Source organism: Spirillospora sp. NPDC049652 (assembly GCF_040675125.1).
Taxonomy (GTDB): Bacteria; Actinomycetota; Actinomycetes; order Streptosporangiales; family Streptosporangiaceae; genus Spirillospora.
In genome coordinates this window covers 1-3,621 of record NZ_JBFAOF010000760.1, presented here as the reverse complement: position 1 = coordinate 3,621, position 3,621 = coordinate 1, and the positions used below count along the sequence as shown (strand labels likewise).

Annotated in this window: 3 protein-coding genes; all 3 read left to right on the top strand. The window is 70.3% G+C overall.

Annotated elements, in window-relative coordinates; all coding sequences use genetic code 11:
• Window positions 1–324 precede the first annotated feature (324 nt).
• Window positions 325–1,410, top strand: coding sequence for a sugar ABC transporter substrate-binding protein (locus AB0J52_RS32090; protein ID WP_500186557.1), 1,086 nt, complete (start codon window positions 325–327; stop codon window positions 1,408–1,410).
• A 94-nt stretch (window positions 1,411–1,504) separates the two neighbouring features.
• The gene (locus tag AB0J52_RS32085) at window positions 1,505–2,290 is read left to right on the top strand and encodes an ATP-binding cassette domain-containing protein (protein ID WP_500186555.1); all 786 of its coding nucleotides are present in this window, start codon (window positions 1,505–1,507) and stop codon (window positions 2,288–2,290) included.
• Window positions 2,291–2,301: 11 nt separating this feature from the next.
• On the top strand, window positions 2,302–3,564 hold the full coding sequence (locus AB0J52_RS32080; RefSeq protein ID WP_500186553.1) for a sugar ABC transporter permease: 1,263 nt from the start codon (window positions 2,302–2,304) through the stop codon (window positions 3,562–3,564).
• Window positions 3,565–3,621: the final 57 nt, after the last annotated feature.

The window sequence follows — 3,621 nt, the reverse complement described above, 5'->3', positions numbered from 1 at the left end:
GGGCCATGCGGACACCGCATGGCCCCCGCGCGGACTTATGTTGGGGCGGCGAACTTTCTCTTGATCTTGGCCCGGCGGCACGGCTCACCGAGTCCGTCCTGGCCGCACCCCTCGCATCCCCGCTGAGCTGGCGTTACTGGATTGTTACTGCTCACAACAAATTCATCCGGTCCCGGGGGTGGCATCACCGTCAAAGGCGACATAAGTTGCGGGGCACAACATTTCGCGCGGTCGTCGGGGGGAGCCCCGATCCACCGGCCGCGCGGTTCCCACCCCCGATCACCGGCCGCCCCGGCGCGGCCGCCCCAGAAAGGACCCGGGCACATGCGCAAGGGGATCATCGGGCTCGCGGCGGTCACCGCCGCGGCGGCCCTCACCCTCACCGCCTGCGGGGACGACAAGAAGGACGGCGCTTCCAGCGGCGGCGACGCCGCGGCCAAGGGCAAGATCGGCGTGATCCTGCCCGACACCAAGTCCTCGGTCCGGTACGAGAGCTTCGACCGCCCGTTCCTGGAGCAGTCGTTCAAGGCCGCCGGCGTCAAGTACGACATCCAGAACGCCGAGGGCTCCACCCAGCGGTTCCAGACCATCGCCGACCAGATGATCACCAACGGCGTGACCGTCCTGGTCGTGGACGGCCTGGACTCCAACTCCGCCGCCGCCGTGCAGCGCAAGGCGCAGCAGCAGGGCGTCAAGACCATCGACTACGACCGGCTGACCCTCGGCGGCGTGGCCGACTACTACGTCTCCTTCGACAACGTGAAGGTCGGCGAGGAGCTCGGCAAGGGCCTGCAGAAGTGCCTGGGCGACAAGCAGGCGAACATCGCCTACCTGAACGGCGCGCCCACCGACAACAACGCGACCCTGTTCGCGCAGGGCGCGCACAGCGTCCTGGACAAGGTCGGCGCCTACAAGAAGGTCGCCGAGCAGGCCGTCCCGGACTGGGACAACCAGAAGGCCGCCACGATCTTCGAGCAGATGCTGACCCAGCAGGGCGGCAAGATCGACGGCGTGCTCGCCGCCAACGACGGCCTCGGCAACGCCGCGATCTCGATCCTGAAGAAGAACTCGCAGGCCGGCAAGGTCCCGGTGACCGGCCAGGACGCCTCGGTGCAGGGTCTGCAGAACATCCTGGACGGCACCCAGTGCATGACCGTCTACAAGCCGGTGAAGCAGGAGGCCGACGCGGTCGCCAAGCTCGCCATCGACGTCATGAAGGGCCAGAAGGGCGAGACCAACGGCACCACGAACGACGCGCAGGGCAAGCGCGACGTCCCGTCGATGCTGCTCACCCCGATCGGCGTCACCAAGGACAACGTCAAGCAGGTCGTGACCGACGGCTTCGTCAAGAAGGACGAGCTGTGCAAGGGCGCCTACGCGGCCAAGTGCAGCGCCGCCGGCATCCAGTGACGACCGACCGCTGAGCAGTACCGGCGACCGCGCCCGGCCCGCGCCACCGGGCCGGGCGCGCGCCGGAGCGCACGGCGAACCCGAAGGGAATGACGTGGCAGAAAACGGCGACCCCGTCCTGCGCCTGGTCGGCGTCAACAAGAGCTTCGGCCCGGTGCACGTCCTGCACGACGTGGACTTCACGCTCCGGCAGGGCGAGGTGATGGCCCTCGTCGGCGACAACGGCGCGGGCAAGTCGACCCTGATCAAGTGCATCGCCGGGATCCACCCGATCGACTCCGGCGTGATCGAGTTCGAGGGCCGCGAGGTCAAGGTCGGCGGCCCCCGCGACGCCGCCGAACTCGGCATCGAGATCGTCTACCAGGATCTCGCGCTCGCTGACAACCTCGACATCGTGCAGAACATGTTCCTCGGCCGCGAGCAGCGCAAGGGCATGGTGCTCGACGAGGACGCGATGGAGGAGAAGGCCCGCGAGACGCTCGCGCGCCTCTCGGTCCGCACCGTCAAGTCCGTCCGGCAGCAGGTGTCGAGCCTGTCCGGCGGGCAGCGGCAGACCGTCGCCATCGCCAAGGCCGCGCTGTGGGACTCCAAGGTGGTCGTGCTGGACGAGCCGACCGCCGCGCTCGGCGTCGCGCAGACCCGGCAGGTGCTCGACCTGGTCCGCAGGCTCGCCGACACCGGCCACGCGGTCGTGCTGATCTCGCACAACATGAACGACGTGTTCGAGGTCGCCGACCGCATCACCGCCCTCTACCTCGGCCGGGTCGCGGCGGAGGTCAAGCGGACCGACGTCACCCACGGCCAGGTCGTGGAGCTCATCACCGCGGGCCGCTCCGGCGACCTCGGGCTGGCTCCCACGGCCGCGGCAGAGACCATCTGATAGGGGAAGCGATGTCCACCGACATCCCCAGGCTGGCGGAGGCCGACTTCGCCGCCGACCGACGGCAGCTCGACGTGCGCTCCGCGGTCTCCGACTACTGGGCGCGGGTGCGCGCGGGCGAGCTGGGCGCGATCCCCGCGATCCTCGCGCTGGCGTTCCTGTTCGTGCTGTTCACCGGGCTGCGCCCGGACACGTTCCTGTCCAAGGGCAACGTCGCGAACCTGTTCACCCAGGCGCTGCCCGTCACCATCCTCGCGATGGGCCTGGTCTTCGTCCTGCTGCTGGGCGAGATCGACCTGTCGGCGGGCGTGGCGAGCGGCGTGTGCGGCGCGGTCATGGCCAAGCTCATCGTCGACTCGGGCCAGGCCTGGTACGTCGCGGTCATCGCGGCGATCGCGACCGGCGTCGTCATCGGCACCGCGATCGGATGGCTGGTCTCGGTCATCAGGATCCCGTCGTTCGTGGTGACGCTCGCGCTGTTCCTCGGCCTGCAGGGCATCACCCTGAAGCTGATCGGCAAGGGCGGCACCGTCCCGGTCCGCGACGACGTCATCGTCGCGCTCGCCAACCGGAACATGCCGCTCTGGCTCGGCTGGACGCTGGCCGTCCTGGTCTCGCTCGGCTACGCCGCCAGCCAGCTGCTGCGCTGGAACCGGCAGCGGCGGCGCGGCCTGCACGGCAAGCCCGTGCAGCTGGTCGTCGCGCGGGTCGTGCTCGTCGCGGCGATCCTGCTGATCGGCACGTTCGTGCTCAGCCTGGACCGCGCGCCGAGCCCGCTGGTCACCCTCGCGGGCATCCCGTGGGGCGTGCCGCTGGTCGCCGTCCTGCTCATCGTCGCGACGTTCGTGCTGGACCGCACCGCCTACGGGCGGCACCTGTACGCGGTCGGCGGCAGCGCCGAGGCGGCCCGCCGCGCGGGCATCAACGTCACGAAGATCCGGATGTCGGTCTTCATGATCGCCTCCGGGCTGGCCGCGGTCTCCGGCATCGTCGCGGCGTCCCGGCTGAACTCGGTCGCGACCGACTCGGGCGCGGGCAACACCCTGCTGTACGCGGTCGGCGCGGCCGTCATCGGCGGCACGAGCCTGTTCGGCGGACGCGGCCGTGCCCGGGACGCGATCCTCGGCGGCCTGGTCATCGCGACCATCGACAACGGCCTCGGCCTGCTCGGCATGGACGCCTACGCCAACTTCCTCATCACCGGCTGCGTCCTGCTGGTGGCGGCGGGCATCGACGCGCTGTCGCGCCGGCGCCGGTCGGCCACCGGACGATAGCGGTACGCACGGTGCGCTTCCGGCCGCGCCCCGGGGCCCCGCGGCTGCGGGGTCCCC